At 70.4% G+C, this 23675-nt stretch carries 23 protein-coding genes; 16 read left to right on the top strand and 7 right to left on the bottom strand.

What is annotated here, in order from left to right:
* Window positions 1-29: 29 nt before the first annotated feature.
* Genes LDL49_RS41640 through LDL49_RS41625 form a run of 4 tightly spaced genes read right to left on the bottom strand, consistent with a single transcriptional unit; the run spans window position 30 to window position 4788 of the window.
* On the bottom strand, window positions 30-926 hold the full coding sequence (locus tag LDL49_RS41640; RefSeq protein WP_225300160.1) for a hypothetical protein: 897 nt from the start codon (window positions 924-926) through the stop codon (window positions 30-32).
* Entirely contained in the window at window positions 923-1984 is a 1062-nt protein-coding gene (locus tag LDL49_RS41635; RefSeq protein ID WP_225300159.1) for a CU044_5270 family protein, read from the bottom strand. The genes LDL49_RS41640 and LDL49_RS41635 overlap by 4 nt, the downstream gene beginning before the upstream one ends.
* Window positions 1977-2585, bottom strand: coding sequence for an RNA polymerase sigma factor (locus tag LDL49_RS41630; RefSeq protein WP_225300157.1), 609 nt, complete (start codon window positions 2583-2585; stop codon window positions 1977-1979). The genes LDL49_RS41635 and LDL49_RS41630 overlap by 8 nt, the downstream gene beginning before the upstream one ends.
* A 52-nt stretch (window positions 2586-2637) precedes the next feature.
* The gene (locus tag LDL49_RS41625) at window positions 2638-4788 is read right to left on the bottom strand and encodes a glycosyl hydrolase family 95 catalytic domain-containing protein (protein ID WP_225300155.1); all 2151 of its coding nucleotides are present in this window, start codon (window positions 4786-4788) and stop codon (window positions 2638-2640) included.
* A gap of 94 nt (window positions 4789-4882) precedes the next feature.
* Between LDL49_RS41625 and boxC the strand changes: the two genes are divergently transcribed.
* Together boxC and boxB are read left to right on the top strand one after the other, a co-directional pair.
* Window positions 4883-6472, top strand: coding sequence for a 2,3-epoxybenzoyl-CoA dihydrolase (gene boxC, locus LDL49_RS41620; protein ID WP_225300153.1), 1590 nt, complete (start codon window positions 4883-4885; stop codon window positions 6470-6472).
* Window position 6473: 1 nt separating this feature from the next.
* The gene (gene boxB, locus LDL49_RS41615; RefSeq protein ID WP_225300151.1) at window positions 6474-7874 is read left to right on the top strand and encodes a benzoyl-CoA 2,3-epoxidase subunit BoxB; all 1401 of its coding nucleotides are present in this window, start codon (window positions 6474-6476) and stop codon (window positions 7872-7874) included.
* Window positions 7875-7878: 4 nt separating this feature from the next.
* On the opposite strand, the gene LDL49_RS41610 is transcribed toward boxB, so the two are convergent.
* On the bottom strand, window positions 7879-9279 hold the full coding sequence (locus LDL49_RS41610; RefSeq protein ID WP_225300149.1) for a polysaccharide deacetylase family protein: 1401 nt from the start codon (window positions 9277-9279) through the stop codon (window positions 7879-7881).
* 131 nt (window positions 9280-9410) lie between these two features.
* On the opposite strand from LDL49_RS41610, the gene LDL49_RS41605 reads away from it, so the two are divergent.
* From LDL49_RS41605 to LDL49_RS41555, 11 genes are all read left to right on the top strand, one after another.
* Entirely contained in the window at window positions 9411-9917 is a 507-nt protein-coding gene (locus tag LDL49_RS41605; protein WP_225300147.1) for a DinB family protein, read from the top strand.
* Window positions 9918-10052: 135 nt separating this feature from the next.
* On the top strand, window positions 10053-11678 hold the full coding sequence (locus LDL49_RS41600; RefSeq protein WP_225300145.1) for a TIGR04028 family ABC transporter substrate-binding protein: 1626 nt from the start codon (window positions 10053-10055) through the stop codon (window positions 11676-11678).
* Between the two features lie 14 nt (window positions 11679-11692).
* Entirely contained in the window at window positions 11693-12607 is a 915-nt protein-coding gene (locus LDL49_RS41595; protein WP_225300143.1) for an ABC transporter permease, read from the top strand.
* A gap of 37 nt (window positions 12608-12644) precedes the next feature.
* Window positions 12645-13424, top strand: coding sequence for an ABC transporter permease (locus LDL49_RS41590; RefSeq protein ID WP_225300141.1), 780 nt, complete (start codon window positions 12645-12647; stop codon window positions 13422-13424).
* A gap of 83 nt (window positions 13425-13507) precedes the next feature.
* Complete coding sequence (locus tag LDL49_RS41585) at window positions 13508-15145, top strand: dipeptide ABC transporter ATP-binding protein (protein ID WP_225300138.1); 1638 nt, start codon at window positions 13508-13510, stop codon at window positions 15143-15145.
* Window positions 15142-16143: a putative FMN-dependent luciferase-like monooxygenase gene (locus LDL49_RS41580; RefSeq protein ID WP_225300135.1), complete on the top strand. Its 1002-nt coding sequence runs from the start codon at window positions 15142-15144 to the stop codon at window positions 16141-16143. The genes LDL49_RS41585 and LDL49_RS41580 overlap by 4 nt, the downstream gene beginning before the upstream one ends.
* A 49-nt stretch (window positions 16144-16192) precedes the next feature.
* Window positions 16193-16789, top strand: coding sequence for a CMD domain protein (locus tag LDL49_RS41575; RefSeq protein ID WP_225300134.1), 597 nt, complete (start codon window positions 16193-16195; stop codon window positions 16787-16789).
* Window positions 16786-17379, top strand: a complete 594-nt coding sequence (locus LDL49_RS41570) for an alkylhydroperoxidase domain protein (RefSeq protein WP_225300132.1) — start codon at window positions 16786-16788, stop codon at window positions 17377-17379. The genes LDL49_RS41575 and LDL49_RS41570 overlap by 4 nt, the downstream gene beginning before the upstream one ends.
* A gap of 40 nt (window positions 17380-17419) precedes the next feature.
* Window positions 17420-18040, top strand: coding sequence for a VOC family protein (locus LDL49_RS41565; protein WP_225300129.1), 621 nt, complete (start codon window positions 17420-17422; stop codon window positions 18038-18040).
* Window positions 18041-18089: 49 nt separating this feature from the next.
* Window positions 18090-19712, top strand: coding sequence for a lysine--tRNA ligase (gene lysS / locus LDL49_RS41560; protein ID WP_225300127.1), 1623 nt, complete (start codon window positions 18090-18092; stop codon window positions 19710-19712).
* 134 nt (window positions 19713-19846) lie between these two features.
* The gene (locus LDL49_RS41555; RefSeq protein WP_225300125.1) at window positions 19847-20134 is read left to right on the top strand and encodes a hypothetical protein; all 288 of its coding nucleotides are present in this window, start codon (window positions 19847-19849) and stop codon (window positions 20132-20134) included.
* Window positions 20135-20181: 47 nt separating this feature from the next.
* Here the strand turns inward: LDL49_RS41555 and LDL49_RS58725 are convergent, their stop codons facing one another.
* The gene (locus LDL49_RS58725; protein WP_225300123.1) at window positions 20182-20673 is read right to left on the bottom strand and encodes an Lrp/AsnC family transcriptional regulator; all 492 of its coding nucleotides are present in this window, start codon (window positions 20671-20673) and stop codon (window positions 20182-20184) included.
* A 113-nt stretch (window positions 20674-20786) separates the two neighbouring features.
* Here LDL49_RS58725 and LDL49_RS41545 point away from each other — a divergent pair, with 113 nt between their 5' ends.
* The 3 genes from LDL49_RS41545 to LDL49_RS41535 all read left to right on the top strand — a co-directional run bounded on the left by LDL49_RS41545 (window position 20787) and on the right by LDL49_RS41535 (window position 23098).
* Window positions 20787-21251 (top strand): DUF2000 domain-containing protein, encoded by a 465-nt coding sequence (locus LDL49_RS41545; RefSeq protein WP_225300121.1) that lies wholly within the window; start codon window positions 20787-20789, stop codon window positions 21249-21251.
* 133 nt (window positions 21252-21384) lie between these two features.
* Entirely contained in the window at window positions 21385-22107 is a 723-nt protein-coding gene (locus LDL49_RS41540) for a glycosyltransferase family 2 protein (protein WP_225300119.1), read from the top strand.
* 19 nt (window positions 22108-22126) lie between these two features.
* Window positions 22127-23098 carry a ketopantoate reductase family protein gene (locus tag LDL49_RS41535; protein WP_225300117.1) on the top strand — a complete coding sequence of 324 codons (972 nt, stop codon included), beginning with the start codon at window positions 22127-22129 and terminating at the stop codon, window positions 23096-23098.
* Here the strand turns inward: LDL49_RS41535 and LDL49_RS41530 are convergent.
* A complete protein-coding gene (locus LDL49_RS41530) occupies window positions 23064-23591 on the bottom strand; it encodes a DUF6886 family protein (protein ID WP_225300115.1) in 528 nt (175 codons plus the stop codon). The genes LDL49_RS41535 and LDL49_RS41530 overlap by 35 nt on opposite strands.
* Between the last annotated feature and the right edge of the window lie 84 nt (window positions 23592-23675).

The raw sequence follows: 23675 nt of genomic DNA, 5'->3' as shown, positions 1-23675 counted from the left end.
CTCGCCCTGGCGGGCGAGTCCTCGTGGCCCTACTTGCCGTCCGGGACGGCGGGCGCCTCGTTCGTCCAGCCGACCTTGTACGTCTCCACCTTGGTGTTGGCCAGGAACGGCTTCCCATTGAGCGTGGTGTCGGTGTACTCGGCCAGCAGCGTCATGGTCTTGGTGTCCACGAGGAGCTGCTGCTTGAGCACCGTGCCCTTGGTGGCGAGAGTCGGCAGAGCGAACTTCTGCCCGGAGCGGTTGAGCGAATCCTGGGCCCGCCCGAGGTCGGTGACCCCCTTGGTGGTCTTGAACGCCTGGAAGGCGGCGCTCCTCACCTTCTGCGGGACCGGGTTCTCCCAGAGCATCCGGCTCAGCTCGATGGCCACGTACGAGTCGAGTCGGGATTCCCAGTCCTCGATCTTGGAGTTCGGGGAGGTGGTCTTCGCCTCGTCCGCGGCCTCCTTGATCCAGGTCTTCAGGTTCGCCACGACATATCTCTTGAGGGCGGCCGGATCCGACGGCAGCTCCTGGAGCTGCTGGTAGGTCACCCATTTCTCGCCCAAGCGGAAGCCCTTGGGGACGCCTTTCGTCGGCCCCACGTGCCCCGCGCCGGGCTCCGTGGACAGGGAGATCTTCATGCCCTCCGTGCGGTAGGTCCACGACTTCGGGGAGCCGTCGGCGCGCCAGGCCGCCTCGTCCTTCTCGGTCTTGGGCCGGGCGCCGAGCGTCCGGAAACCGGTCCAGCTCTTGCCCTCGGGCGACCGCCAGTCGGTGGACACCTGCCGCTCGGCCAGCCAGTAGCCGCTGCCGACCGGACGCGGATGGGTCCTGCTCAGGATCATGTCGACCCGCCAGTACTTGCCCTCGGGCGGGGTCGCCTGCGCGGGTACGGCGAGCGCTCCGGTGAAGACCAAACCGGCTACGGCGGCGATCAGCGATCTCACTTCTGCTCCTTCAATGGGTTGTCATCTGTCCAGACGCTCTCCTGGATCGCGGTGAACTCCAGGAGATGGCCATCGTCCGTGGCGCGCGTCTCGATCGAGAGGGGCTTCCCGGTGGCCGGATCGATCACCAGCCGGGTACGAGTGCCCCCCGCGTACTCGGTCACGGGACGCTGCGCGGACTGGTATTCGAGGGCCTGCCCGGTACGCCCAAGCGTGTCCGTCACCTGCCCGACGGCCGAGACCCCGGGCAGCGACGCGAGCAGCCGGTAGGCGGCGGCCCGGGTCTCGCTCGTCACCGGCGCGTACACGAGCAGGCTCACGGCGTTGTCGACGAGCGCCCGGCCGTCCACGTCGGAGAAGAGCGCGCGCAGCCCCTCGGGAGTCGTCGGCACCTCGTTCATCCTGGTCAGCGGCTTACCGGCCAGGACGATGCGGAAGTCCCAGTCCTCGCTGGAAAAGGTCCACGGCTTGCCCGGCGCCGCCCGGACGATGCCCTCGGCCCGGTCGTCGGTGATCAGGCCGGGGGTCTTGCCCTGTTCGTAGGTCCAGGTCGACGGCGCGCCGGCGGCCCGCCAGGCGGCCTCGCCCTCGGAGCTCACGGGGACGGCGCCGAGGTAGGTCTCGCGGTACCAGGTAAGAGCCTCCGGATCCGCTGGGATCCAGGATTCCATCGACTTGCTCTGCCGCAGCAGGTAGTGGTGGCCCGGGTCGTAGAATTCGCGGCCGTCGATCTGCTTGCTACCCCACCAGGCGCCCGCGTCTGGCGTCGCGGCCACCGAGGTCGCGGCGGCCAGCAGGATCTGGTTGGCGCTCATCGGGGCGACCACGTTGTGCTTGGCGGGCGACCCGCCCGGCGACACGGAGCTGGTGGCCAGCAGGGCCACGGCCGCCGCCCCGGCCAGGCCGAGCCCCAGCGCACTCCATCTGGCGGCCCTGCGGCGTCGCCGTACCCCCTCGTGAGCGAACGCGCCGGCCAGCCGTTCACGCCCGGCCCGCCGAACCTCCGGCGACAGCGGCGGCGCGGGGAGCAGTTCGCGCACCGCCCGGTAATCATCCATCAGAGCCTCCAAGCAAGGGATTGACGCCGCCCAGAGCGGCCCGGAGCTTCCTGCGCACCCGTGACAGACGGGACCCGACGGTGCCGTACGGGATGCCCAGCGCCTCGGCCACCTCCCCATGGCTCAGCTCGCCCAGGGCGCTCAGCAGCAGCACGTCCCGATCGCCGTCGGACAGCGCCTGCAGCTCAGCCGCGAGCCGCGCCTGCTCGTTCGCGGCGTCGACGCGGCTGACCACGCGTTCCTCGTGGCCGTGGTCCGTGCCCGCGGGAGCGGCCGCGCTGCGGCGCAGCGCCGCCAGCTTCCTGGTCTCGGTACGGCGGTGCACCGCGATCAGGTTGGCCGCGATGCCGTACAACCAGGGGCGCACCTCCCCGCGTTCGCGGTCGAACGTGGTGCGCTTCCTGAACGCGGTGAGAAACACCTCGGCGGCGAGGTCGTCGGCGGCCTCCTGGCCGAGCCGCCGGCCCAGGTACGCGTGGATCTCCCCGATATAGCGGTCGTAGAGCTCCCCGAACCGCTCGGGTCTTCGGTACGACGCCTCCACCAGGTCCGCGTCACTGATCGCCCCCGAGGGATCAACGAGCCGGAGCCGAGCCGTCATATTGGCAGTCACACCTGTACTCAACCGATGGGGCGATCTGCTTTCACGGCTCTCAGCCGTCGATGACCACCAGGTGGGGTTCGCCCGCCACCAGTTCGACCTCCTCCCGGTGCCCGGAGGCGCGGTGGATCAGGATGATCCGCTGGTCCACCGGCGAGCGCAGCACCGCCCGCACGCTCCCCTCGCCCCAGGTCAGCTCCTCGACGACGACCCGCCCCCGGCAGGCGACGCCGCGGATCGTCCCCTTCGGCAGCAGCTCGCGTACGGCGGGCAGCAGCTCCACCACCCCCGGCCGGGAGTCCACCAGCAGCTCGATGACCAGCCCGTGCAGGGTGTGCGCGGCGTCGGCGTTGTAGATCTCCCGGCCCGGGTTGTGGGACGTCATGAGTGATCGGAACAGCATGTCCGTGCCCAGGATCTTCATCAGGTTGGCCTGGGCCAGCCCCGCGTCCTTCAGCCGGGCCGCCGCCAGCGCCCGGTGCAGGCTGCCGTGGGCCGACAGGTTCTCGTCGCCGCGCAGTTCCAGGGCGCGGTGCGCGGCCTTGGCCAGCTCCGGCTCGTCGTCGGGGTTGATCTCGTGCAGCGGCCACACCGGATAGAGGTGGCTGACGTGCCGGTGATCCTCGTGCGGCGCCGCGTCCCACGCCCACTCCGTGAGCGCGCCCCGCTCGTCGATCCGGTACGGCGGCAGCCGCTCCGCCAGCGGGGATCCGGCCAGGCCCAGGGCGTGACGGGCCGCCGCGATGTCCATGGTCGCGTTGACGCTCGCGTACGAGGAGCCCTCGGGACCCACCTCGGGCGAGAACGACGGCACGATCACGAAGCCGGACCCGGCCAGGAACTCCTCCCAGAACGCCGCCGCCTCCGCCAGCCAGCCCGGCAGCTCTTCGACCAGCTCGCCGGTGACCTGGTGGTGCTCGTGGAGCGGGTACAGCAGCCAGTCGGCCCCGGCCAGCCACATCGTCCACGGCCAGTCCTCGTCGAAGTGGAACAGGTAACCGCTCTCCCCATCGGTGCGGCTGGGCGCGAGGATGCCGTCGACGCCGTAGATCTCGCGGGCGTTGACCCGCCAGTGGTCGATCTGATCGCGGATCAGGGCGGCGTACCCGGCCATGAGCTCGGGCATCGCGCCGATGTTCACCCCGGCCAACTGAAGGTTGAGGTTGGCGTCGGTGGTGAAGTCGCCCGACCAGGCCGCTCCCCACGCGCCGAGCCAGAGACCGGTGAGCCGGGGCGGCAGCACGCCCGACGAGCTGAGCAGCAGGTAGCGGCCCGAATGGAACAACCGCTCGATCAGGGCGGGGCCGGGCGGCTCGGCGATCAGCTCGCCGACCGGCGGATCTCCGGCCACACCCAGGTCAAGGGTGACCCGCTCGTAGATGGGCCGATGGATGGCGACATGTCGGGCCAGCAGCTCGTCGTACGAGTGGCCGGCCAGGGCGTTGAGCGCGGCTTCCAGCCGGTCGGTGCCCCAGCCGGGCTCCTCGTAGCGGTCCAGCTTCGTCAGCAGCAGCGTCTCGCCCCGCGTCACCACCTCGTCGCCCGACACGGAGACGTCGGCCGCCAGGACGAGCGTCAGCCCCTCGAACCCGGCGGCGCCCAGCCCGGCCGGGTAGGCGCCGCGAGCACTCAGGAAGACGTGCCCATCCTTCTCGTAAGCGGCGGTCTGGTAGACGACGTCGGCGGGCTTGCCCGGCAGGTCACCGGTCAGACGCAGCCTCAGCTCGCCGGTCAGCCGCTGGACCACGACGGAGTCGGCCCGCGAGACGAACGCGTGGTGTGCGCGCCCACCCGCCGTGCCTACAACCTCCCCGGTCGCGAAGCCCGTGGTGACCACGATCTCCCCGGTCGTGAAGTCGGTGACGCGCCGATAGGGCCCGGCGCACGCGCCCTCGACGACCAGCTCGTACCCCGGATGGAACGCCTGCGTCCAGACCAGGCCGCGCCCGTCCGCCGCCACCCGCTGCGCCTCGGCGGCCCGCCCGGACAGGATCAGCTCGCGGATCTCCCCCAGCCGGTCGGCGATCGCGGGCGGGCGCAGGTCGCGGGTGCCGTTGGGCAGGACGAAGCGGTGATGGTCGAACACCACGCGCTGGGCGTGCGGCTCGCCGTAGACCATGATCCCGTACTCGCCGTTGCCGGAAAGGAACGCGTCCTCCCAGGTCAGACCGGGCTCGGTGTCGTGAATGCGGTGCTCGGGCATCTGGCCTCCGGCCGGGAGTAAGCGCTTTCCCGAGCAGCCTATTAAATGCTACAGATGCTTGACGTAGCGAAATAATGATGTCGAAATTAAGGACGTGTCAGCACCCGAGATCTCCTTCGACACCCACCCCGACCGCTACCGCCACCTCCGCGTCGAGTACGACGGCGAGATCGCCCGCATCGTCCTCCAGGTCGATGAGCACGGCGGCCTGGTCCCCGGCTACGAGCTCAAGCTCAACTCCTACGACCTGGGCGTGGACATCGAGCTGTACGACGCCGTCCAGCGCCTGCGCTTCGAGCACCCCGAGGGCCGCGCCGTGATCATCACCGGCGGCCTGGAGAAGGTGTTCTGCGCGGGTGCCAACATCAGGATGCTGGCCGGGTCCTCGCACTCCTGGAAGGTGAACTTCTGCAAGTTCACCAACGAGACCCGCAACGGCATCGAGGACGCGACCGCGAACTCCGGCCAGACCTACCTCGCGGCGATCAACGGCACGGCGGCCGGCGGCGGCTTCGAGCTGGCGCTGGCCTGCGACCGGATCATCCTGCTGGACGACGGCTCCACGGCCGTGTCGCTGCCGGAGGTGCCGCTGCTCGCCGTACTGCCCGGCACCGGGGGGCTGACCCGGCTGGTCGACAAGCGCGGCGTACGCAAGGACTTGGCGGACGTGTTCGCCACCCGCAGCGAGGGCGTGCGCGGCTCGCGCGCGGTGGAGTGGGGCCTGGTCGACGAGGCGGTGCCGCGCAGCAGGTTCGAGGAGACGGTGCGGCGGCGCGCCGCCGAGGCCGCCGCCCGCTCCACCCGCCCGCGCGCGGCCGAGGGGATCGCGCTGACCCCGCTGGAGCGCGAGGTGAGCGCGGACGAGATCCGCTACCCGAACGTCACCGCGGCCCTCGACCGGGCGAACGGGCTGGTCACCATCACGGTGTACGGCCCGCGGCAGGAGAGCGAGTCCTGGCCGCTGGCGCTCACCCGGGAGCTGGACGACCTGATCCTGCGGCTGCGCACCAACGAGCTGGAGCTGGGCACCTGGGTGATCAAGACCCAGGGCGACGCCCGGCGCGTACTCGAAGCTTGGCAGGGCGACGGCTGGCCGGCCGACGAGATCCGGCACTACTACAAGCGCACGCTCAAACGCCTGGACGTGACGAGCCGCAGCCTGATCGCGCTGATCGAGCCGGGCAGCTGCTTCGCCGGGCCGCTGCTGGAGCTGGCACTGGCCTGCGACCGCCAGTACATGTACGACGAGGAGGGCACGGCGATCACCCTCACCGAGGCGAACTTCGGCGCGTTCCCCATGGGCAACGGCCTGTCCCGGCTGGCCGCCCGCTTCCTCGGCGACCCCGGCCACCTCGCCAAGCTGCGCCAGGAGACCGGCCGCGAGATCGACGCCGCCGAGGCGGACGAGCAGGGCCTGGTCACCTTCGCGCTCGACGACATCGACTGGGCGGACGAGGTACGCATCGCGCTGGAGGAGCGGGCGGCCCTGAGCCCGGACGCGTTGACCGCGATGGAGGCCAACCATCGCTTCGCCGGCCCCGAGACGCTGGAGACGAAGATCTTCGCCCGGCTCACCGCCTGGCAGAACTGGGTGTTCAACCGGCCCAACGCCGCCGGTCCCGAGGGCGCGCTGCGCCGCTACGGCACCGGGCAGCGGCCCGCCTTCGACCGGAAGCGAGTGTGAGATGTCCATCGACTACGGCGAGCGCATCCCGAACAACGTCAACCTGGCCGAGGACCGGCGGCTGCAACGGGCGCTGGAGTCGTGGCAGCCCGGCTTCCTGCGCTGGTGGGGCGAGATGGGACCGGCGCTGCCGACCCAGGACGTCTACCTGCGCACGGCGGTGGCGGTGGGCCGGGAGGGCTGGGCGCACTTCGGCCACGTGGCGCTGCCCGAATACCGGTGGGGCATCTTCCTGGCCGAGCGCGACCCCGACCGGCGCATCGCCTTCGGCCAGCACCGGGGGCAGCCGGTCTGGCAGCAGGTGCCCGGCGAGTTCCGCGCCGAGCTGCAGCGGCTCATCGTGGTGCAGGGCGACACCGAACCGGCCAGCGTGGAGCAGCAGCGCCGCCTCGGGCTGACCGCGCCCAGCCTGTACGACCTGCGCAACCTGTTCCAGGTCAACGTCGAGGAGGGCCGGCACCTGTGGGCCATGGTCTACCTGCTGCACGCCTACTTCGGCCGCGCCGGTCGCGACGAGGCCGACGCGCTGCTGCTGCGCAACTCCGGCAGCGAGGACTCCCCGCGCATCCTGGGCGCCTTCAACGAGGAGACGCCGGACTGGCTGTCGTTCTTCATGTTCACCTACTTCACCGACCGCGACGGCAAGTACCAGCTGGGCACGCTGAAGGAGAGCGCGTTCGATCCGCTCAGCCGTACGTGTGAGTTCATGCTGAAGGAGGAGGCCCACCACATGTTCGTCGGCACCACCGGCGTGGACCGGGTGGTGGAGCGCACGGCGACGCTGATGCGCGAGCACGACACCGACGACATCCAGAAATATGGCGGCATCCCGCTTGATGTCATTCAGAAGTACATCAACTTCCACTACAGCGTCAGCCTGGACCTGTTCGGCGGCGAGACCTCCACGAACGTGGCCAACTACTACACGGCCGGGCTCAAGGGCCGCTGGCAGGAGGAACGCCGCAAGGACGACCACCTGCTCACCGAGGCGGCCACCACCGTCCAGCAGGTCGTGGACGGCCGCCTGGCCGACGTGCGCCTGCCCGCGCTGACCGCGCTCAACGCCGACCTGCGCGGGGAGTACATCGCCGACTGCGCCACCGGACTGACCCGGTGGAACCGCATCCTGGACGGCGTCGCCACCCTGTACCTGCCGCATGTCGGCTTCAACCGCCAAGTCGGCGTGTTCGCCGGTCACCACCTCACGCCGGACGGCCGCCTCGTCGACCGGGCGACCTGGGAGCACGACCGGGACCGCTGGCTGCCCACCCCGGCCGACAAGGCGTACGTCCACAGTCTGATGCGGCCGGTCTACGAACCCGGCAAGATCGCCGCCTGGCTGGCCCCGCCGCGCAACGGCATCAACGGCCGGCCGCTCGACTACGAGTACGTCCACCTCTGAGGGGTCATGGATGTCTCGGGCTCGGCCCGTGGATGGCGAGCGCGGGAGGATGGCCGCCGTACAGCTCGCTCACCGTCACGAAGTGGAAGCCGCGCTTGGCCAGCCGCTTCAGCACATGGGGGATCGCCGCCACGGTGGTCGGCCTGATGTCATGAAAAAGAATGATTGATCCGGGTCGCGCCGGGCCGACCGCGGCACGGGTCACGTGGCCGCTGTTGCGGTACAACCAGTCCAGCGTGTCCACGCTCCACAGCACCAGCGGGTGCGGCGACTGCCTGCGCACGACGCGGTCGAAGGCACCGTACGGCGGGCGGACCAGCGTGGGCGTCACCCCGGTCGCCTTCCGGATCGCCTGGTCGGTCCTGGCCAGGTCCGCTCGCACCCCACGGGCGGACAGCCCGGTCAGGTCGCGGTGCGACCAGCTGTGGTTCCCGACCTCGTGCCCGGCCCGCACGGCGCCGCGCACCACACCAGGGCGCGCGATCACGTTCTGGCCGACGACGAAGAACGTGGCCCGCGCCCGGTACCTGGCCAGGTACTGGAGCAACCTGGGGGTGTACGGACTCGGGCCGTCGTCGAAGGTGAGCGCCACGCACTTGACCTGGCGGCAGTCGACCGAGCCGTCCGCCGTATATCCGGGCAGCGCCATCCGGTCAGCCGGACGCATGACCTGGGCCCGCGCCCGCCGGCCGAAGTCCGACAGCAGCGGCTCCACCTCGGCGCGCGGCAACACGGCCTGCGCCTGGCCGACGGCCCCCGCCGCCACCTCTCCTTCGTCGAAGGTCACGACCAGGTCGCCGTCCTTGGTGAAGGCCAGGTCGTCGAGCGTCCGGGCGCTCCGGTCCGCGAGCCACGCCTGCCGGTCGATGCCCTCCAGCGCCTTGCCGGTCAGCTCCTCGAACGCGTTCATGGACGCCGCGTCGATGAGTGACAGGGCGGGCACCACCTGGCCCTTGACCCCGTCGTACCAGAGCGACGTCGTCGACTTGCCGTCGCCCGCGCCCCCGAGCTGATAGACGGTGAACCGGACCCCGATCACGTCACCCGAGGCCGCCACGAAGCCGAACCCCATGTTCAGCTCGGGCGCCTTCCCGGCCTGCTCGCCGCACCCGCTCTCCCGCGCCCACTGCAGGAACGCGGCCCGTCGCTCCTCGACCAGCCGGCGCAGCGCGTCCGTCAGCGGCTGCGCGCTCGGAATCTGCGGGTACGTGGTCGACCAGGCGCAGGATTCCTCCTTGCCGTTGTCGCGAACCACCCGCAGCCCGCGGATCCACGTCGGCGCGACCGTAGCGACCGGATCCTCCGACCGGACGGAGGCCTGTCGCACCGTGGATGCCTGCCCGATCCCCCCGCACGATGTCGATGTCAACGTGACCACCGCCAGCGCGGCCATCAGCCGCCTCATGATCACGATCCCCCCGTCGTTTCCGCCCCTGACCCGTTCGACTCCCGCTTCCAGCTATTGGTTCGCCAAACAGGCCTTCCTGGATGGTCTACTTCGACGGTAACTCGGGCAGTCAGCTACGTTTACCCAGCATGAGTGACAATCGCATCCCGCCCCCTTTCATCGCCGACGAGCGCGCCATGCTCACCAACTGGCTCGACTGGCATCGCGAGACCCTGGCCCTCAAGTGCGAGGGCCTGTCGGAGGAGCAGCTGCGGCAGCGTTCCGCCGCGCCATCGACCTTGTCGCTGCTCGGCTTGGTCCGTCACATGGCCCATGTGGAGCGGGCCTGGTACCGGGGGGTGCTGAACGGCGAGGACGCCCCGAAGCTGTGGGGCAAGGACACCAACCAAGACGCGGACTTCGACGACGTCGACACCGCCTCGGCCGACGAGGCGTTCAAGACCTGGCAGACCGAGATCGAGCACGCCCGCGAGGTGTCCGCCGGGGTGCCGCTCGACGCCCTGGGCAAAGCACAGCGCCACGGAGAGGACTGCTCCCACCGGTGGATCCTCGTCCACATGATCGAGGAGTACGCCCGTCACAACGGTCACGCCGACCTCCTGCGCGAGCTGATCGACGGCGTGACGGGCGACTAGCGTCCCCCGCTGACGTCCCCCGCCCGGCACGCGGCGCTCAGCCAGGCCGCCGAGAGGGCAGAGGTGGATGATATACCTACTATCTAGGTAGGATATGGTGGTTTTAGTTCCAGCGACCACCGTGAAGGATGTCCCATGCGTTCCGCCGCGCTCACCATGCTCACCGCCTCGGGGCTGGCCGTCTCGGGGCTCCTCGCCGCCTGCGGCAGCGGCGGTCCCGCCGTCCAGGCGCAGACCGCCGGAGGGGCACCCGTCTACGGGGGCACGCTGACCTACCTGGAGCATCAGCCGCCGACCTGCCTCTACCTGCCCGCCGCCGGGTTCTATCCGAACGGCGGCGTGCTGAACCAGCTCACCGACAAGCTGACCTGGCAGGACCCGAAGACGCTGCGGATCGAGCCGTGGATCGCCACCAAGTGGGAGGTGAACAAGGACGCCACCGAGTACACCTTCCACCTTCGCGACGGCGTGACGTTCAGCGACGGCAGCCCGCTCGACGCCGCGGCCGTGGCCGCCAACTTCGACGTGTACGGCCTGGGCGACACCGACCTCAAGCTGCCCCCGGCCGAGTTCGTCAACAACTACGAACGTAGTGAGGTCATCGACAACAGAACCGTGCGCTTCCATTTCAAGAAGTCGTCACCCGGTTTTCTCCAAGGAACCTCGGTCATCGGCGCGGGCCTGGTGTCGAAGAAGACGATCTCACTGCCGTACGAACAGCAGTGCCAGCTCAAGAACGTCATCGGGTCCGGCCCGTTCACCGTGGCGAAACAGGTCGTGGACAAGGAGATCGACCTGGCCGCCCGCAAGGACTACAACTGGGCGCCGGCGTCGTCGAAGCACCAGGGCCGCGCGTACCTCGACACGATCAAGATCATCGTGACGCCCGAGGACAACGTGCGGGTGGGCGCGCTCACCTCCGGCCAGGCCGACTACGTCCGCTACGTCCAGGCTTATGACGAAAAAACCGTCAAAGACGCGAATTTCAAGATTTATGCGGAGCCGACCAGAGGCGTGAACAACGGCCTCTACCTCCGGCCCGGCAACAGCATCCTCAGCGACCGCGACGTACGCAAGGCGCTCCAGGCAGGAACCAACGCCAAGGAGGTGGTCGACACCCTCTTCACCCCGAGCTACCCGGTCGCCACCTCGGTCCTCAGCCACCTCGCCCACGGGTACGTCGACCTGTCCAAGGAGCTCGCCTACGACCCCGCCAAGGCCAACGCCCTGCTCGACAAGGCCGGCTGGGCGCGCGGCGCCGACGGCATCCGCGCCAAGGACGGCAAGCCGCTCCAGCTCGGCGTCTTCGTCTCAGGCCCCCAACCGCTGTCCAAGCAGACCCTCGAACTCGTCGCCCAGCAGTGGACCAAGATCGGCGTGAAGCTGGAGATCCGCCCCGCCGACGCCGGCACCCAGGCCGTCGACATCAAGGACGCGGAGAAGACCGCCATCGCCCACTCGATGGTCGGCCGCGCCGACGAGGACGTGATCAAGAGCCACTTCCACAGCCAGAACCGCGACGTCATCCTGTCCAAGGACACCAAGCTCGACAAGCTGCTGGAGGAGGAGTCGGCCCTGGCGGACAAGTCCGCCCGCGACGCCAAGGTCGGCGAGATCCAGCGCTACGTGGTGGACCGGGGCTACGCGATCCCGCTGTTCGAGGAGCCTCAGGTCTACGGCGCCGCCCCCTACGTCCAGGGTGTCGCCTTCGAGGCGGTGGCCAGGCCCACGTTCTACTCGGTCTGGCTGTCGAAGCGGTGACCCGATACGTCCTGATGCGTGTCGGACAGGCGGCGCTGGTGCTGTGGGCCGCCTTCACGGCCGGCTACGTGCTCCTCCAGCTCCTGCCCGGCGACTCGATCCTGATCAAGTTCCAGAACCCGGAGCTCGGGCTGTCACCCCAGCAGATCGCCGAGATCCGCGCCTACTACGGCGGCGGCGACCCGCCGATCATCGGCTACCTCCACACGCTGCTCGGCTTCCTGCGCGGCGGCTTCGGCTACTCGATCGACACCGGCACACCGGTGGTCGAGCGGCTGGCCGAGGCGCTGCCGGAGACGGCCGAGCTGGCCACGGCGGGATTCGCGCTGGCCGTGCTGATCGCTGTGGCGCTCGCCTTCGCCGCCGGTTACAGCCGAACGTCCTGGCTGCGCGGGGCGCTGCTGGCGGTGCCGTCGCTGTTCGTCTCGGTGCCGGCCTTCTGGCTGGGGATCCTGCTGATCCAGGTGTTCTCGTTCCGGCTCGGGCTGGTGCCGGTGATCGGTGGCAGCCAGACGCAGCAACTCCTGCTGCCGGTGCTGACGCTGGCCGTGCCGATCTCGGCGCCGATCGCGCAGGTGCTGGCGCGCGGCATCGACCAGGTCTACACGCAGCCGTTCGTACCCGTCGTGGCCGCCAAGGGCGCGTCGCGGTGGTGGATCCTGTGGCGGCACGTGGCCCGCAACGCGGTGCTGCCCGCGCTGACCGTCGCCGGGATGACGTTCGGCGAGCTCATCGCGGGGTCGGTCGTCACCGAGACGGTCTTCGGCCGCAACGGCATCGGGCGGCTGACCGAGCAGGCGGTCAACGCGCAGGACACGCCGGTGATGCTGGCCGTCGTGGTGCTCGCGAGCACCGTGTTCGTCCTGGTCAACCTGGGCGTGGACCTGCTGTTCCCGGTGCTCGACCCCCGGCTGAAGGCGTCGGCGTGAAGATCCTGTCCCTTGTGGTGCTCTGGGAGGCGGCGGCGTGAAGGTTCTGTCCTGGTTGACGATCGCTCTCGTCGTGCTCTGGGCCGTCGTGCCCGCCCTGTTCACCGGGTACGACCCGCTGGCCGGGGTGCCGGCCGAGAAGCTGCGCCCGCCGAGCCTCGAGCACCTGTTCGGCACCGACGCCGTGGGCCGCGACCTGTTCGCCCGCGTGGTGCACGGCTCCGTGCACTCCCTGTCGGGCGCGTTCGTCGCCGTCGCCGTGGGCCTGCTCGCGGGCACGCTGCTCGGCCTGCTGGCCGGCTCGACCGGCGGGCTGCTCGACGACGCCGTCATGCGGGTGGCCGACGTCCTGCTGTCCGTGCCCGGCCTGCTCCTGGCGCTGACGGTGATCATCCTGCTCGGTCCCGGCACGGTCAACGTGGCGATCGCCGTGGGCATCGGGTCCGTCGCGGCCTTCGCCCGCCTGGCGCGCTCGGAGGTCGTACGGGTGCGCCGGTCCGACTACGTGGAGGCCGCGTTCGGCAGCGGCGGCCGGTTCCCGGCGGTGCTCTGGCGGCACGTCCTGCCCAACTCGCTCGGCCCGATCATCGCGCTGGCCGCCCTGCAGTTCGGGGTGGCGATCCTGGCCATCTCGACGCTCGGCTTCCTCGGCTACGGCGCCGAGCCGCCGACGCCCGAGTGGGGACTGCTCATCTCGGAGGGCCGCAACTACCTGGCCACCTCGTGGTGGCTGACGACGCTGCCCGGCGTCGTGGTCGTGGCCGTGGTACTGGCCGCGAGCCGGATCAGCCGGTCGATCGGAAGGGACAGGACATGAGCCGGTCGATCGGAAGGGACAGGACATGAGCCGGTCGATCGGAAGGAACACGACATGAGCCGCTCGATCGGAGGGCCCAAGCGATGAGTCTCCTGGACGTACGCGACCTCGCGGTCTCCTACGACGCCCGGCCGGCGGTCCAGGGGATCTCCTTCACGGTCGAGCCCGGCGAGGTGGTCGCGGTGGTCGGCGAGTCCGGCTCCGGCAAGACGACCACCGCCCACTCGATCATCGGCCTCCTGCCCCCGAACGCCACCCTCGACGGCGGCCGGATCCTGCTCGGCGACTCCGACCTGGCCACCTGGTCCACCCGCCGGATGGAGTCGATCAGGGGCGCCCAGATCGGCCTCATCCCGCAGGACCCGTCCAACTCACTGAACCCGGTCAAGACCGTCGGCGCCCAGATCGGCGAGGTCCTGCGCATCCACAAACGCGGCGACCGTCGTACGATCTCCCGCCGCGTCGTGAACCTGCTCACTCGCGTCGGCCTGCCGGACCCGGAGACACGCGCCCGCCAGTACCCGCACGAGCTGTCCGGCGGGATGCGCCAGCGGGTCCTCATCGCCATCGCGATCGCCCTGGAACCGCGGCTCGTCATCGCCGACGAGCCGACCAGCGCGCTGGACGTCACCGTGCAGCGGCGCATCCTGGACCTCATCGACGACCTGCGCGCCGAGTTCGGCACGGCGGTGCTGCTGGTCACCCACGACCTGGGCATCGCCGCGAACCGCTCGGACCGCCTGATCGTCATGAAGGACGGCCGGATCGAGGAGCAGGGCCCGTCGGGCCAGGTCCTCTCGGATCCGCGGGCCGCCTATACCGGGCAACTGCTGCGCGACGCGCCCGCGCTGTCGGTGCGCGAGTTCCGTGCGGTGGAACAGACCCCGGAGGAGCCCACGGCGGAGCCCGCGATCGTGGTCCACAACCTGGTCAAGGAGTTCCGCGTCGGGAGACGGCCGTTCCGCGCCGTCGACGGGGTGTCCTTCGAGGTACGCCCAGGCACCACGCACGCCCTCGTGGGCGAGTCCGGATCGGGCAAGACGACCACGGCCCGCATGGTCGTACGCTTCGCCGAACCCACCTCCGGCACCGTGACGATCGCCGGAGCGGGGACGGTCGCCGCACCGGGGACAGCCGCCGGAGTGGGGACGGTCGCCGGAGCGGGGGCGGTTGCCGGTGGGAGGGCGGCGCGCGACTTCCGGCGCCACGTGCAGCTCGTCTACCAGAACCCCTACAGCTCGCTCGACCCCCGGCAGTCCATCGCCGCGATCGTGGAGGAGCCGCTGCGCAACTTCCGGCTCGGGGACCGTGCCGCCCGCCGCCGCAGGGTGCGTGATCTGATGGAACGTGTGGCGCTCCCCGAGAGCCTGCTCGACCGCAGACCACGCGAGCTGTCCGGCGGCCAGCGGCAGCGCGTGGCCATCGCCCGCGCGCTGGCCGTCGATCCGGGGGTCGTGGTACTCGACGAGGCGGTCTCCGCGCTCGACGTGACCGTACAGGCGCAGATCCTGGACCTGCTCGAAGAGCTCCAGCGTGATTTGGGGCTGACTTATCTGTTCATCTCGCACGACCTCGCGGTGGTGCGCCAGATCTCACACACCGTTTCCGTCATGAACAAGGGACGCATAGTGGAATTCGGAACCACTCAACGGGTCTTCACCGACCCACGGCATGACTACACCCGCGAGCTCCTGGCCGCGATCCCGGAGCCGGTGCGATGAGGCTGGGATTCTTCAGCCGGCTGCTCAACGAGGTGCCCGCGGATGAGCGCTACCGGCTGGCCGCCGAGCAGATCGGGCACGCGGAGTCTTTCGGGTTCGACACGGCGTGGGTGGCGCAGCACCACTTCGACGGCGCGGAGGGCGGGCTGCCCGCACCGCTGATCTTCCTCGCCCACGTCGCGGCGCGCACCAGCCGGATCAGGCTCGGCACCGGCATCATCACGCTGCCGCTCGAACATCCGGTACGCGTGGCCGAGGACACCGCCGTACTCGACCTGCTGACCGGCGGCCGGCTCGAAGTGGGCGTCGGCAGCGGCGGCACGCCGTCGTCGTTCACCGCGTTCGGGACGGAGAGCGCGCGGCGCGCGGCCGTCTACGCCGAGCATCTCGCGGTGCTCGTCGACGCCTGGTCGGGCCGCGACCTCGGCGGCGGCAACCGGCTCTATCCCGCGGCGCCGCGGCTGCTCGACGCCGTCTGGGAGGCGACGTTCTCGGTGAGCGGCGGCGCCAGGGCGGGCCGGGCGGGCAACGGGCTGATGCTGTCGCGTACCCAGCCACGTCCCGAGGAGCATCCCGAGGCGACGCTGGCGGAGATCCAGCGGCCCATCGTGGACGCCTACTACGAGAACCTGCCCACGGGCACCGCGCCCCGGATCGTGGCGTCGCGGACCGCGTTCGTGGCCGACAGCCGGGCCGAGGCGCTGCGGTACGCCGAACGCGGGCTGAGCCGCGCCCGGCTGCCCTTCGAGACCTCCCGCGACCGCATCACCGCCTTCGACGTTCACGTGGGCACCCCGCAGGACGTCATCGACAGCCTCAAGGCCGATCCCACGCTCGACCGGGTCACCGACCTGGTCCTGCAGGTGCACTCGGTCGACCCGCCGCACCCGCTGATCCTGCGCTCCATCGAACTGCTGGCGACCGAGGTCGCACCCGCGTTCGGCTGGGCCCCGGCTCCCGCGACGGAAATGACCTCCACGCGGACAGGGACCGCATGACCTCCACACCAACCAAGCGCCGCATGACCTCCTCCGAAACGAGCACCACATGATCGATGTGATCGACCACCTGGTAGGGATCGAGCCGGACTCCCCGCTCGATCGCCTGCGCGAGCAGCGGCCCGACGCCCGCGAGCACGCCCAGCGCGGCTTCGACGCGCTGCTCACCCCTGACGTACCGGGCGCGGTCTCGCTGGTCGAGCGGGACGCCGTGGCGGCCTTCGTCACCGGCCTGCACAGCGATCCCCGCACCGCCCGCTTCTACGCCGACCGGCTCGCCGAACTGGCTCCCGAGTTGCTCGGCGCGGTCCGGCTGGAGATCGAGGCCGGGAGCACGACCGGCCCCTATGGCACCTACCCCGCCGACGGACCACTCGCCGCCGAGAGCGACGAGGGGCTGCGCTACCGAACCCGGCAGCCCGAGGCGCTCGGGACCCGGCTCGCCGCCGCCTTCGAGCACGCGCACCTGCTGGTGTTCCGCCCGCGCGAGGCCGGCCCCAAGGACCTGCGGGCGCTCGCGGACGCGGGCTGGAGTGACACGGCCATCGTGACGCTCTCGCAGCTCGTGGCCTTCCTCAGCTTCCAGATCCGGGTGGTCGCGGGCCTGCGGCTGCTCGGCGCCGCCCAGAAGGAGACCACCTCATGACCGGCTCCACCACCGACCAACTGGGCTTCACTACGGACCAGCTGGGCTGGGCACCGTGGCTGACGCCGCCGGCCGAGCACGAGCTGACCGAGGCCCACCGGGAGGCCCTGGTCGACGCGTCCCGCGCCGCCTCGCCGTACTTCAGGCTGCTCGCCCGCGACCCCGACATCCTGCACGCGCGGACCAAGACCGACAACGACATCTTCTACAACACCAAGGGCGGCCTGCCGCGCCCGGAGCGCGAGCTGGCCGCCACCGCCACCTCGCGCCGCAACGGGTGCGTCTTCTGCGCCTCCGTGCACGCGCGGTTCGCGGCGCACTACTCCAAACGGCCCGACGACGTACGACGGCTGCTCGACGAGGGTGTGGCGGCGCCGCAGGAGGGGCGGTGGCGGGCCGTCATCGACGCCTCGGTGGCGCTCGCGGCCACGCCGTCCGAGTTCGGCGCCGAGCACATCGAGGCGCTGCGCGCCGCCGGGCTGGACGATCTGGCGATCAGCGACACGATTCACGCGGCGGCCTTCTTCAACTGGGCGAACCGGCTCATGCTCTCGCTAGGAGAGCCCACCAGCGACCGGAAGGCACACTAGTGATCGATCCGAGAGCCCCCCGCCGACCGGAGGCAGCCCAGTGACCGATCCCCGCCTCGACCATCTCGTCTACGCCGTGCCCGACCTTCTGGGCGGCGTCGCCGACTTCGCAGAGCGCACTGGGGTCGCCCCGGCAGTCGGAGGCCGCCACCCCGGCGGCACCGCCAACTACCTGGTCGGCTTCGGCGCGACCTCCTACCTGGAGATCATCGGCCCCGATCCGGAAGCCGCGCCCGGCCTCCAGCGCCCCATCTTCGACCTGGAGACCCTCTCCGAACCGCGGCTCATCACCTGGGCCGTGCGCTCCGCCGACCTCGACAAGTCCGTACGGCAGGCCCGCGAGCAGGGCTACGACCCCGGCGACATCGAGCCGCTGTCCCGGCGCACCCCCGACGGCACCCTGCTGGAGTGGCGGCTCACCAGGCGAGACGATCCCGAGCCGGTTCAGCCGGTGCCGTTCCTCATCGACTGGGGCGGCACCGCCCGTCCCGCAGGGCTGCCTCAGCTGGGGCTGTCCGCCTTCAGCGCGGTCCACCCGGAACCCGGCGCGCTCCGCCGCGACCTGGCCGCGCTGGGCGTCGAGCTGGACGTCGCCGAGGGCCCGGAGATCGCGTTGCGGGCGGTGTTCGACACCCCGCTCGGGTCGGTGACCCTGGCCTGACCCGTGCATTCCGTTGGCCTGATCGCGGGCCAGCCGCAAGAATGGCGCGATGGCTGACACTACGGAGACCGACTGGGTCTCCAGGTTCGCGGATGAGGTGATCTCCGAGGCGGAGCGTCGTGCCCCGGGGAAACCGATCGTCTGCGCCTCGGGATTGAGCCCGTCCGGGCCGATCCACCTGGGCAACCTGCGGGAGGTCATGACTCCGCACCTGGTCGCCGACGAGATCCGCCGCCGCGGCCGCGACTGCGTGCACCTGCTGTCGTGGGACGACTACGACCGCTTCCGCAGGGTGCCCGCGGGCATCGACCCGTCCTGGGCCGACCACATCGGCAAGCCCCTGACCTCGGTGCCCGCCCCGCCCGGCAGCCCGTACGCGAGCTGGGCCGAGCACTTCAAGGCGCCGATGGTCGAGGCGCTGGCCGAGCTCGGCGTCACCTTCACCGGCATCAGCCAGACCGAGCACTACTCCGCCGGCACCTACCGCGAGCAGATCCTGCTCGCCATGCGCGAGCGGGAACGGATCAACGCGGTCCTGGCCCGCTACCGCACCAAGGAGATGGCCCGCACCGAGGCGGTCGACTACTACCCCTACAAGCCCTATTGCGAGCTGTGCGAGCGGGATCTCACGACGGTCACCGCCTATGACGACGACAGCACGGAGCTGGCCTATACGTGCGAGTGCGGGTTCGGGGAGACCGTGCGCCTGGCCGAGCACGACCGCGGGAAGCTGGTGTGGAAGGTCGACTGGCCGATGCGCTGGGCGTACGAGGGCGTGGTGTTCGAGCCCTCGGGCGTCGACCATCACTCCCCCGGCTCGGCCTGGGTCGTCGGCGGGCAGATCGTCGGCGAGGTGTTCGGCGGCGAGCGGCCGATCGGCCCGATGTACGCCTTCGTCGGCATCACCGGCATGGCCAAGATGAGCAGCTCCAAGGGTGACGTGCCGACTCCGGCCGACGCGCTGGAGATCATGGAGGCACCGGTGCTGCGCTGGCTGTACGCGCGGCGCAAGCCCTCCCAGTCCTTCAAGATCGCCTTCGACCAGGAGATCCAGCGGCTCTACGACGAGTGGGACAGCCTGGGCCGCAAGGTCGCCACGGAGACCGCCCAGCCTGCGGAACTGGCCGCCTACGAGCGGGCCGTACGCACGGCCGAGGGCCCGCTGGCCGCCACGCCGCGGCCGGTGCCGTACCGGACGCTGGCCTCCATCGTCGACATCACCACAGGCGACGACGACCAGACGCTACGGATCCTGCGCGACCTCGACGGCGAGCTCACCTCGCTCGACGAGGCCCGGCCGAGGCTCGACCGCGCGCAGCGCTGGATCGATACCCAGGTGCCCGCCGACCAGCGCACCCGCGTGCGCGAGTCCGCCGACGCCGAGCTGCTCGCCGCGCTCGACGAGGACGAGCGCGACTCGCTCCGACTGCTGGTCGACGGGCTCGACGAGCACTGGTCGCTCGACGGGCTGACCACGCTGGTGTACGGCGTGCCCAAGGTACGAGCAGGGCTGGCGCCCGACGCCAAGGCCACGCCCGAGCTGAAGGCGGCGCAGCGAGCCTTCTTCGCCCTGCTGTACCGGCTACTGATCAGCCGCGACACCGGCCCCCGGCTGCCCACGCTCCTCCTGGCTGTCGGCGCCGACCAGGTCCGGAAGCTGGTCGGCGCGTGAGCAGCGTCCTGGCCGGGCGTCGGTATGACACCGGATCTCGATGAGGAGGCGCTCCGGCAGCTCCGTCTGCGCTACCGCCTCGCCGCCGCCGCGACCTCTACTTCCAGGAGGGCTTCACGCCGGTCGTCCAGGATGTGGTGCTGGGCGCGGACCTGGAGCTGTTCGCCGGGCTGATCCGGAGCCGTCCGCTGCACGTGGTCGTGCTGGCCCCTGACGCCGCCCTGGTCGAGCGGCGGGAGGCGGAGCGCGCCAAGACGGGCTACGGCGTCTGGACGGTGACCCAGCTGGACGAGGCACTCCGGCGCGACACGCCACGGCTCGGACTCTGGCTCGACACCTCGTCCCAGACACCTGCCGAGACGGTCGACGAGATCCTCGCCAGGGCCGCTGAGGCCGTCGTCCGCCTGGAGCCCGCCGTCTGACGGCCCCCATCTGACGGGTCGCCGCCTGACGGTCGCCCGGCCTACGGTCACTTGCGGCCGGTGCGAGGTGGGCTGGGGCGTTCGGGTGGGAGGACCTCGACCGAGGTCTTGCGGATGTGGTCGTAGACGAGCGACGTACGCACGTCGGCGATGTTGCGGTGCCGTGAGACGTGGTCGAGCACGAAGTCGCGCAGGTGGCCCGTGTCGCGCACCGCCACCTGGATGATGAAGTCGTCGCCGCCCGACACCACGAAGATCGCCAGCGTCTCCGGCAGCGTGGCCACGTAGTCGCGGAACCCCTCGACCGACTCGCGGATCTTGGGGTGCAGCCGTACGTGGATGAGTGCCTGCACGGGGCGGCCGATGGCGGCCAGGTTGACCTCGGCGTGGAAGCCTTCGATCACGCCGTTGCCGCGCAGCGACCGCACCCGTTCGAGGCAGGTCGAGGGCGCGATGCCGATCCGTTCGGCGAGCTCGCGGTTGGTCTGGCGGCCGTCGCGCTGCAACTCGACGACGATGGCCGTATCAAGTTCGTCCACACCCGCATCTTGCCACGAATCTCCGAATTTTCTTCGGAAAGTGCCCCGTCGAGTTGTTGATCCGGCAGGGAAAAGTGCAATCTCTGCTCACAAGTTCGGAGAAGGAGAGAAGGATGACCGCGCTCGCAGACTGGATCGACAGCCTCGACCACCGTAGCGACCTGCCCACCCGGGAGCTTCCGGTGAAATGGGTGATGGTGATGGACCGCGACCTGCCCCGCGGCCTCCAGGCGAACGCCGCCGCCTGCCTCGCCGCCTCCGTAGGCCGTACGGTGCCCGCGATCCTCGGATCGGGCGGCACCGACGCCGGCGGTCACGCGCATGCCGGGCTGCCGTGGATCGGCTGCACGGTGCTGGCCGCGCCCGCCCCGGTCGTCAGCCGGGTGCGGGCCGAGGCCGCCGCCGAGCCCGAGCTGGTCGTCACCGACATGGCGGCCATCGCCCAGCGGACGAACGTCTACGACGAGTACCTGGCCGAGCTCGCTCGCACCGAGGACCCGCCCTACTACGCGGTCAGCCTGCTCGGGCCGCGCGTGGTGGTGGAGCGCCACACCGGACGGCTTCCGTTGCTGCGCTGAATATCCGGGCCCCCCTGCTGAGCGCGCAGCCGGCCAAATATCCGGGACTATATATGCGGACATATACGTGTATCCGCGATCGATGCAAGAAGCTGTTAAGCGGCTTGCATGCGGGCCAGCGCACCTTCGGGGCATGAACAAGCCCTTCGCCGTGAGCGTCACTGTAGTCGTTCCTGCGATGAACGAGGCCGGCAATCTCCCCCACGTCTTCGCGACGCTGCCTACCTGGATCGACGAGGTGGTCCTTGTCGACGGCAACTCGACCGACAACACGGTAGCCGTGGCCCGGCGGCTCCGGCCCGACCTGCGCGTGGTGGCGCAGTCGGGACGCGGCAAGGGCAACGCCCTCATTGAGGGATTCGCGGCGGCACGCGGCGACATCATCGTCATGATCGACGCCGATGGATCGACCGACGGCGGAGAGATCTTCTCCTTCGTCAGCGCACTGGTTGACGGCGCCGATTTCGCCAAGGGCTCCAGGTACGCCCCCGGCGGCGGCTCCGACGACATCAGCCTGCTGCGCTCGCTCGGCAACAAGGTCCTCACGGGCCTGACGAACCTCCTGTACGGCACGCGCTACACCGACCTGTGCTACGGCTACAACGCGTTCTGGGCCCGCCACCTGGACGCGATGGCGCTGGACTGCGACGGTTTCGAGATCGAGACGCTGATGAACGTCCGAGCCGCCCAGGCCGGACTCCGCATCAGCGAGGTGCCCAGCCACGAGCACTCCCGCATTCACGGCGAGAGCAACCTGCACGCCGTACGCGACGGCTGGCGCGTACTGAAGACGATTTTCCGGGAGCGCACCCGGGGGGCGATGTCTCCGCAGGCCCAGGTGGCGCTCGCCGAGTGAACGGTGACATTCTCGGATCATGCGCTACATAGTCATCGGAGCAGGAGCAGTTGGCGGCACTATCGGGGCACGGTTGTTCCAGGGCGGGCACGAGGTCGTGCTGGTCGCGCGCGGCGCCCACTATGAGGCGCTGAAGAGCGGCGGGCTGCGCCTGATCACGCCCGAGTCCACCGAGACCCTGGACGTGCCCGTGGCCGACGGTCCCGTGCCGACGCGCGACGACGACGTGCTGATCGTGGCGACCAAGTCGCAGGACACGATCAGCGCGCTCGACCCGTGGCCCAGGCACCTGCCGGTGGTGTGCGCCCAGAACGGCGTCGACAACGAGCGGGCCGTCCTGCGGAGGTTCGAGAAGGTTTACGGCATGTGCGTGTGGCTGCCCGCCTCACACTTGGAGCCCGGAACGGTCGCGGCCTTCGGCCACCCGTACTCGGGCATGCTGCATGTCGGACGTTATCCACAGGGTGTGGATGAAATCTCCCGGCAGCTCGTCACTGACCTCAACAAGAGCGGGATGTACGGGCTCGACGCGCCCGACGTCATGCGCTGGAAGTACGCCAAGCTGCTCGGCAACCTCAACAACGCCGTCGACGCGGTCTGCCGGAGCGGTTCCGGCGGCGAGGCGCTGACCGAGCAGGCCAGGGCCGAGGGCATGGCCGTGCTGGAGGAGGCGGGCATCCCCTACGCCACGCCGAGCGAGCAGGCGGAGGTGCGCGGCAACAAGGTGGACGTCCGGCCGATCGACGGCATCGAACGCGGCGGCGGCTCCTCCTGGCAGAGCCTGGCCAGGTCGAGCGGCTCGATCGAGGCCGACTACCTCAACGGCGAGATCGTGCTGCTCGGCCGCGAGTATGGGATCCCGACCCCGGCCAACGAGGTGCTCCAGCGCGAGGCCAACCGCCACGCGCGCGAGAAGCTGCCGCCCGGCTCGATGTCGGCCGCCGAGCTGGCCGCGCTCATCGACGAGCGTTCCGCAGCCGTATCCCGCTGAAGCCCAGTGTGCTGGCCGTCACCTCGTTCCAGAACGGCCAGAGGTTGTCCAGCACGCGCAGCTGGATCCCGGCCTCCTCGTGCAGCTCCAAGAGGTCCGGCACCGGCTCCGCCGGGCCGAGCGGCTTCACCGGCACCTCGGCCACGAGCGCGTGTTCGTCGTCGCCGATGGCGCGGAAGGGGCCGGCGGGCAGCCGGTAGGCGTAGAGACCGACGTCCATGAGCGCCTTGAGCCAGCCGTACTCGATGGCGTGCACCCGGTCGCCGCAGCCAGCGCCGATGATCCGGTCGGCGTCGGCCGCGGTGGTGCCGGCTGTTTTCCAGGCCATCGCCCGCGGGCAGGCCCGCGGGAACCAGTAGTCGGGACAGCGCTCGAAGCCGACCGCCCAGACGTACGGCTCGCACAGGGCGGAGGTCGGCGCCACGTGCGGCACGAACAGATCGATCGTCGGGTCCTCGGAGAAGTGCAGCACTTGGCCGGGCTCAGGTCTCATGATCTCCATCATGACCGGGAACCCCAGCCGGATCGGCGATGACGCGGCATACTCCGCCCGAGCCGGGGCAGTAGGGACTCGCTC

The organism is Nonomuraea aurantiaca, from assembly GCF_020215705.1.
GTDB classification, from domain to species: domain Bacteria; phylum Actinomycetota; class Actinomycetes; order Streptosporangiales; family Streptosporangiaceae; genus Nonomuraea; species Nonomuraea aurantiaca.
This window is presented reverse-complemented; position numbering and strand designations above follow the sequence as displayed.

Excerpts from the sequence above, each read along its gene's own strand:
- LDL49_RS41635 (WP_225300159.1), bottom strand. The coding sequence starts at position 1,984 with ATGGATGATTACCGGGCGGTGCGCGAACTGCTCCCCGCGCCGCCGCTG.
- LDL49_RS41630 (WP_225300157.1), bottom strand. The coding sequence starts at position 2,585 with ATGACGGCTCGGCTCCGGCTCGTTGATCCCTCGGGGGCGATCAGTGAC.
- LDL49_RS41625 (WP_225300155.1), bottom strand. The coding sequence starts at position 4,788 with ATGCCCGAGCACCGCATTCACGACACCGAGCCCGGTCTGACCTGGGAG.
- boxB (WP_225300151.1), top strand. The coding sequence starts at position 6,474 with ATGTCCATCGACTACGGCGAGCGCATCCCGAACAACGTCAACCTGGCC.
- LDL49_RS41610 (WP_225300149.1), bottom strand. The coding sequence starts at position 9,279 with ATGAGGCGGCTGATGGCCGCGCTGGCGGTGGTCACGTTGACATCGACA.
- LDL49_RS41605 (WP_225300147.1), top strand. The coding sequence starts at position 9,411 with ATGAGTGACAATCGCATCCCGCCCCCTTTCATCGCCGACGAGCGCGCC.
- LDL49_RS41600 (WP_225300145.1), top strand. The coding sequence starts at position 10,053 with ATGCGTTCCGCCGCGCTCACCATGCTCACCGCCTCGGGGCTGGCCGTC.
- LDL49_RS41595 (WP_225300143.1), top strand. The coding sequence starts at position 11,693 with ATGCGTGTCGGACAGGCGGCGCTGGTGCTGTGGGCCGCCTTCACGGCC.
- LDL49_RS41585 (WP_225300138.1), top strand. The coding sequence starts at position 13,508 with ATGAGTCTCCTGGACGTACGCGACCTCGCGGTCTCCTACGACGCCCGG.
- LDL49_RS41580 (WP_225300135.1), top strand. The coding sequence starts at position 15,142 with ATGAGGCTGGGATTCTTCAGCCGGCTGCTCAACGAGGTGCCCGCGGAT.
- LDL49_RS41575 (WP_225300134.1), top strand. The coding sequence starts at position 16,193 with ATGATCGATGTGATCGACCACCTGGTAGGGATCGAGCCGGACTCCCCG.
- LDL49_RS41570 (WP_225300132.1), top strand. The coding sequence starts at position 16,786 with ATGACCGGCTCCACCACCGACCAACTGGGCTTCACTACGGACCAGCTG.
- lysS (WP_225300127.1), top strand. The coding sequence starts at position 18,090 with ATGGCTGACACTACGGAGACCGACTGGGTCTCCAGGTTCGCGGATGAG.
- LDL49_RS41545 (WP_225300121.1), top strand. The coding sequence starts at position 20,787 with ATGACCGCGCTCGCAGACTGGATCGACAGCCTCGACCACCGTAGCGAC.
- LDL49_RS41540 (WP_225300119.1), top strand. The coding sequence starts at position 21,385 with ATGAACAAGCCCTTCGCCGTGAGCGTCACTGTAGTCGTTCCTGCGATG.
- LDL49_RS41535 (WP_225300117.1), top strand. The coding sequence starts at position 22,127 with ATGCGCTACATAGTCATCGGAGCAGGAGCAGTTGGCGGCACTATCGGG.
- LDL49_RS41530 (WP_225300115.1), bottom strand. The coding sequence starts at position 23,591 with ATGAGACCTGAGCCCGGCCAAGTGCTGCACTTCTCCGAGGACCCGACG.